The organism is Paenibacillus sp. 01T422 (genome assembly GCF_056398785.1).
In genome coordinates, this window is sequence record NZ_JBFTQB010000309.1 from 1 (window position 1) to 6,562 (window position 6,562).

Genomic DNA, 6,562 nt, shown 5'->3' on the forward strand with positions numbered 1-6,562 from the left:
CGGTAAGGGGCGATGATGGTTCTTTGCTGATTTCTTCCTTGCAATAGAAATAAATCTGGACCCAGCTGTTCGATTCGCAGGATGCCTCTTCCACCTGTACCGTTTTTYGGTTTGACGTAGACGAGTGAGTGTTTCTTTATAAATTTCAGCAGTTCTTGAACGGAACTGTATCGGACGGTAACCGGCAGGAAAGGGCGGATACCTTCATTTTCGGAAAGAATCTGATGCATCGACCATTTGTTGGCTAGCGGCCGGCTCAGAAAGATTAGTTTGGCATGCCGATTACGAAATGCTTTGAGCATTTGATAGTTCGCAGCTGCTTTGTAGCGGCAACGGTCATAAATGACAGGAGGCATCGACGTGCGGCGCCGAATCCATTTGCGTAATGTAGCATCATAGGTTAATGTGCGTACCGAGTTGTCAGCTTCGACATCGGTCGGCGAGAAAACTTCGACCTGAACGCCCATTTTTTTACCTTCTTTACTGAGCCTTTGAAAGTAAGAGAGTTCTTCCAGCCGAGATTTGCTTAAATAAATAGCGAGTACGCCTAGTCGTTGTGAAGACAAGCATAATCACCTTCTTCTTCCATTATTTATTAAATAAAGGCTGTAACGAATAATGCGTTCAAGTGATTTTTTGCGGATTTTCGGTTCGTCGAATTTCATTGGTTTGGAGTTCGCTTCGAAGAACCAGATGTGGCCTCCAACATCGACACCAATATCCATCGACATTTCACCAAGTTGATTGCCTGACGATTTTTCAATTTGAGTCGCGAGTGTGACGGCAGCTGTTTCAACTCGTTTCAATATGCTTTTTGCTTCCTTTGGTCCGAAGCCCTGTGAGAGCAGCTTGAACGGATCATCGATTGAACCGCCTCGAGGAACGTGCGTCGTGATGCTGGCTTTACCTGCTACACGTGCGCCGACACCTGACACGCTCCATTCTCCTTTGGACGTTTTCTGAATGAGAGCTCGTAAATCATATGCCCGCTGTTTGTACCTTGCTAAAGCAATGCCTTGCTGAACAATGTACTCGTTAGAGCCGCGGTGGCGATTCCATTCGTTCCAAAGCTCCGAGGTGGAATTATGGACGCTATAAGTCATTTGTTTGTCAACCTGGCGGCTTAATCGGTATTGGGTTTGTGCGCTTTTCGTGGTTATTCGGTCTATGCGCATAATACCTTTTCCCGCTTTGCCTTTCACCGGTTTCAAATATAGCACGGCGTGTTTGCGCAGGAGGGAAGACATGTCGTCAGCTGAACTTAATTGTTTGGTATCGGGCATATAAGGTTTGCTATCCTTGGCTCCGTTCAGCCAGCTAAACAAGGTCCATTTGTTAAAGAAGGATGGATTGAATAAATGAACACTGGAGCTGCGATTGCAAGCTTGAATCGTTTGTTGGACTTCGGGTTTCATTTCCATTTTGCGGTAAGGAATCCGGTTGTAGACGACTTGAGGAGCGGGAACGAGTTCCCTGCTCCATTTTTTGTTTTGACTGTTGTAGCGGAAGCCGTAGATCTCATTGCCTGATAGGTTGAAATCCTTGGTTGTCACGACATACACATCAACCCCAAGCCGTTCACCAGTTTGAATCAAATCAAGGAAATTGTGCAAATTCCCGCGGAATACTCGATTGCTATCCTTCACAGTGAGAATGGCAAGTCTCGGATTCGACTCTTTATTGTGCAGGAAGAAAGCCATTAGTTTTCCCTCCTAGAGCGGAATCGACTTAAATAAAGGCAGTGCTCATAAATATTTTGTAAAGTAGCAAGGTCTCCTTCTTTCAATGACGGGTGCTTGAAGATCGATCTACCTGGTTTGGCATTCGCTTCGAACATCCAAATTTTCTCATTTTGATCGATACCAATATCGAATCCGAGCTCTCCGAGCAAGTGGTTATAATTATTTTCGATTCCTTCGGCGAGTTTAATCGCAGTTTCTTTGGCGTTGCTGAGCACCTGCTCCGCACGGCTGCCGTAGATTTGACGAAGCACTTGATCTGGCGTCATTAATTGTCCGCCGTTACGGATATGGGTGGTTACGCTGCCCTTTCCTGATTTCTTGGCCCCAATGGCGGCGACGACCCAGTTGTCACTACCGTTCTTCGTCATGTGGAAGCGGAAATCAATGGGACAGTTGTCAATTTCAATGAGGCGGATGCCTTGCTGTGCCACGTAATTGGATAGACGACCCCGTCCCGTCCCGAGCATTTGCATGAGACCTTCGAACTTTCCATAACGGATAAGTACGTTTTTACCGCCTTTGCGGTAGCGAACAAAATAACCGCGTTTCGGGTTATAGGTCACCCGGAAAATACCGATGCCCAAGCTGCCACCCGTTGGTTTCAAATAAATAAATTTATGCTTGTCGAGCATTTCCTTAATTTGATCCGCAGATGGATTAATCCGGGACTCTGGAACGAATTTGTAAGCATCATCGCCAGCTAACATTTTGTAGACATCCCATTTGTCAAAAAAGCTCCAGTTAAATAGCGGTATCCCTCTGCGTACAAAACGATCCTTAAAGCCCTCCATGCCGGCGGACTTCTCAGCTATACGGCTGGAGAGGCGGTTGTAGACGACATCTGGCAGTGGGAAGGTTTTACGAATCCAGCCGCCACCTTCTTTGGGAATGATGCCCGTAACGGTCTCCTGTACCCAGTTAACCCCTTTCGGGCTGAAAGCGAAAATAAATGACTTGCTTGAACCTGTATTTAAAACCTGACGGATGAATCCGGTTTTTGTACCAAAGGGAGAAGAACCGCCTGCAATATTCGTTAAAACGCCGATGAGCGGGCCGATGCGCAGTTCTTTATTATTCGCGCTCGCGACCATAACGCTCCCTGCGCGAGGTATGCGTAGTGAAGCCATTAAAGAAAGCGGAATGTACATATGCTGGCCACTTTTTTTAATCAGGCGGATCGGTAGGGTGGCTGTTTTGCTGCCGACCTTTACAGTAATCGATTTGGTACCGGTTAACCGTAAAGCTTTGACGAGCTCACTTGTTAAGTAGACCGATCTATCTGTTCGTTGTACGGCGTGGAGCATACACGTTGTCAAACTCATTAGGTTACCCTCCTAAACTTGTTGCCCTACGGGGCTTCCGTGTCAAAGTAGACAAATGTCTGCCTACCCGGGCACTTACCAGCAATCCAAGCTTAACTCAGCTTTTTGTGCAGCAAATATCCAGCATAATAAATAGGGTTAGCTATGGATTTCAACCGTGCTTTCTCGTTGCGCATGCGCGCGAAAATCGTTCTGCCTGGCTTGGAATTCACTTCGAGAATCCAGACGCGTCCCCAGGTATCAATCCCAAGATCAATACCGAGCTCAGCCAATCGTCCGTGATGGGCTTCCAGAAGTGGGGGGATTCGATTCGATAGCAAAGTTAGTGTTGATATCAACTCACTAGCCTTGGTATCGCCGAATTCCCTTGTTAGAAAGGCGGAAACCTCTTCAGCACTTCCTCCGCCATGCAGATTGGAAGTCACGCTGCCTGGTTTGCCGACACGAACAGCCATGCCAGTGCTTTCCCATATGCCGGAGCCGTTTTTTTGGACGAGAGAGCGAATATCATAAGCCATTGCTTCTGATGAATGAAGGTGCAGATATTCTTGCATCAGGTATGGCCTGTTGCCGATACAGCTGCGCAGCCATTGCCAGCAGGAATGGAAATCGCTAAATTGGTGATCGACGAGCCCGTTATGAGCATTGCGACCTTTGATATGATAGGTGCTGTTTCCGAGCACGGTGTTTACTTTGTGAAGATGCAAGGCGCCTTTTCCTTGACTGCCGCCTTGTGGTTTAAGGAACGCGTCGTCCCTTATTTGAAGCCAGTTTCTCAGTGCACTGCCGCTTGTGAGCAAGTTTGTTTCAGGTAAGTAACTGCTGATCATGTTGTCTTTTTGCAAAATTTGATCGACTTCCCATTTTCCGCCCAATCCATAACCTAGGAAGCGAATAAGCGGTGTTTCGCGCAGCTTTTTCACATGGTACTGATACTGTACATAGCTGCGTTTATTGCTAAAGAAACATCGGTCATATATTAGTGAGGGCAGCGGGACGAGTTTGGCCACCCACTCTTTTGTTTCTGTCAAGTAGGTGTAACCGCGTACCGTTTGCCCTTTCCAATCGATGCGATTCGGTGAGAACACGACGACGTCCAGACCTTCACGGGCGCCATAATAAGTCAGATGCTTATAAAAGCCTGAACTAGCAAAAGGCAGTTCCCGGTTCACTTCTGTGACCATAATCCCCAGCAAGGGACGTTTGGTGCTTAACCGCATAGTTCCACCTCAAATCTTTGCTAAATATTTGGCATACTGCACGAGTTGCTTCACGGAAGGCCTTATTTTCTTGTCATTGTTGAGTGGTGTGTTATCATCCTTAGATGGTTTGGAGTTTACCTCAAGCAGCCAAACCTTCCCCATTTTATCTACAGCAAGGTCGATCCCCAGCTCTCCAAAATGACTCGGGATTTGGGCTTCAATCCCTTTGGCAATGTCGATAGAGGCCTTGCGCAAACGAGCCGTTACAGAGACACGAGTGGCTGAAGTAAATGGCGTTTTGGCAAGTGCGCCCACTACATTCGTCAGACTACCGCCTCGTGCAAGGTTGGAGACGAAATGCTGAGACCCGGCAATGCGGCCGACAATGGAAGTGATGGCCCACTCACCTTTGGCCCCACGCTGAACAAGCGAACGAAAATCAATCGATCTGCCGTCTGTCGTGATGAGATCAAGTCCTTGCTGCAGCTGATAACGCTGTGTCTTGAGCTTACCGGATATCGCTTGGAAGACAGCAGAAAGGGACGGGAACGTTTGTTTGCGTACGCCTGTTAAATTCGTATAATGACAAGTATAGACGTCACCGGGGTCTCGGCGAATACGGATAATTCCTTTACCAAGGCTGCCGGTAATTGGCTTGAGGAATAGAACGGGATGGCGGGAGGCCATAGATTTTAACATTTGATAATTTTTGAAGAGGTAGGATTCCGGTAAATACCCATGAAGGGAACTATCTTTGCGCAAAGCTTCGAACACTTCCGTTTTGTTCAAATATTTCTCATTGAAAACCTCTGTGCCATAACGGGTCTTAGCATCTTTCAAAAATTGTTGAACGTTCGGCAAGTTCTCATACTTGCGCGAAGTAAGCCGGTTGTAGATCACATTGGGGATCGGAAACGTTTTTTTGCTCCAGGAACCATTGGCATACGCATACGCGGAAATGGAACTGGCATTCGAATGCATTTCACCAGGCGGGAAGAAGCAGACAACAGCCCCATAACGTTCACATGCGTCCGTCATTTCTTTACAAAAAGCGGTAATAGCACCAAATGGGCGGTCGTGTGAACTTGAATAAACGCGGCTGACCATCACGCCAATTAGAGGTCCAATCGACAAAGTGCCCACATTTTGCCTATAATGGATATTAAGCTGCGCCCCTTGATGAATACCGATCTTGGTAGCGAGGACAGGATTGAACCGTAAACTATTCGATGTAGCAGCGGTGACGACCTTAACATCCTGTTTGGCAGAGCCGAAACGCAGGATCATCGATTGATTGGACGGAACTTTCCATCTTCTTGCAATGGCTTCACTTAGAACAACGGTCCGATCATCCAAATAGATGCTGGTGCCTTGAATGGATATTCCGACTTTCGTCCTGGTCAATAGCGAACACTCCTTCCAGCATCAAAAATGGCATTGCTGTTTAAGCAAAGTAAACTACTCCATCATATGAGGACATATATACCTTGGTGCTTGGTATGTAGTCGAAACTGTTTGGGGGAAGAGCCCAACCGTATTTGGGATAAATTAGGAGGTAATGAGAATGAACGTACACGATAGAGCCTATGAGCTGGCAAAAGCGATTAAGGAAAGCAGTGAATACAAGGATATGCTGGAGATTCGAGCGCAGATTAATCAGGATGCTTCTAGCAAAAACTTATTGGAAGATTTTCGCTCGCGTCAAAATGAACTGCAACAGAAAATGGCTGTAGGCGAGATGCCGCCTCAAGAGGAGATGGAGCAGCTGCAAAAGCTGTATGACGTTCTAGCTCTGAACTCAGGAATTGGTAAGTTATTTGATGCAGAGCGTCGTTTATCTGTTGTACTGGAAGACGTTCAACGCATTATTGCAGAGCCATTGCAAGCAATGTTGAACTAGAAGATCCAATGTAATAGAAGTTAAATAAGAGGCTATTCAGGAAGTTAACTTACTTCATCCTGGATAGTCTTTTTATATGAAGATAAGTAAGCGCTGTCAGGTTGCGAAATGTGTCGAAACTGTCTATAGTAAAAGGGGATTGTTGAATAGGAAAAGAGGACCTGAAACCGATATGGCTAAACAAAAAATCACGGAGCTAGATATCGTCAGAGCGATAGCTATCCTCGCAGTCGTCATGATCCATGTTACGGCGGACTGGACAGTAGATCCGGCTTTGAAGGGCAGCAGTTCGCAGTTGCTCTTATTATTTTTGAACAAAATGAGTTATTTTGCGGTTCCCGTGTTTATCTTTTTAAGCGGAATTGTGCTTTTCTACATCTATACAGACAATTGGAG

The 6,562-nt window shown here is 46.4% G+C and carries 7 protein-coding genes; 2 read left to right on the plus strand and 5 right to left on the minus strand.

Going from position 1 to position 6,562, the window contains the following annotated elements; genetic code table 11:
* The 5 genes from AC1DUA_RS18010 to AC1DUA_RS18030 form a co-directional block, all read right to left on the minus strand.
* A partial coding sequence (locus AC1DUA_RS18010) for a YheC/YheD family protein (protein ID WP_477501081.1) occupies window positions 1–566 on the minus strand: 566 nt, incomplete at its 3' end.
* Between the two features lie 6 nt (window positions 567–572).
* Window positions 573–1,700, minus strand: coding sequence for a YheC/YheD family endospore coat-associated protein (locus AC1DUA_RS18015; RefSeq protein WP_477501082.1), 1,128 nt, complete (start codon window positions 1,698–1,700; stop codon window positions 573–575).
* Window positions 1,700–3,064 (minus strand): YheC/YheD family endospore coat-associated protein, encoded by a 1,365-nt coding sequence (locus tag AC1DUA_RS18020; protein ID WP_477501083.1) that lies wholly within the window; start codon window positions 3,062–3,064, stop codon window positions 1,700–1,702. The genes AC1DUA_RS18015 and AC1DUA_RS18020 overlap by 1 nt, the downstream gene beginning before the upstream one ends.
* Window positions 3,065–3,156: 92 nt before the next feature.
* A complete protein-coding gene (locus AC1DUA_RS18025; RefSeq protein ID WP_477501084.1) occupies window positions 3,157–4,284 on the minus strand; it encodes a YheC/YheD family endospore coat-associated protein in 1,128 nt (375 codons plus the stop codon).
* Window positions 4,285–4,293: 9 nt separating this feature from the next.
* Complete coding sequence (locus tag AC1DUA_RS18030) at window positions 4,294–5,670, minus strand: YheC/YheD family endospore coat-associated protein (RefSeq protein WP_477501085.1); 1,377 nt, start codon at window positions 5,668–5,670, stop codon at window positions 4,294–4,296.
* A 160-nt stretch (window positions 5,671–5,830) separates the two neighbouring features.
* Between AC1DUA_RS18030 and AC1DUA_RS18035 the strand changes: the two genes are divergently transcribed.
* Together AC1DUA_RS18035 and AC1DUA_RS18040 are read left to right on the plus strand one after the other, a co-directional pair.
* Complete coding sequence (locus AC1DUA_RS18035) at window positions 5,831–6,166, plus strand: YlbF family regulator (protein WP_477501086.1); 336 nt, start codon at window positions 5,831–5,833, stop codon at window positions 6,164–6,166.
* Window positions 6,167–6,338: 172 nt separating this feature from the next.
* On the plus strand, window positions 6,339–6,562 hold a 224-nt coding region (locus tag AC1DUA_RS18040; RefSeq protein WP_477501087.1), incomplete at its 3' end, for an acyltransferase family protein.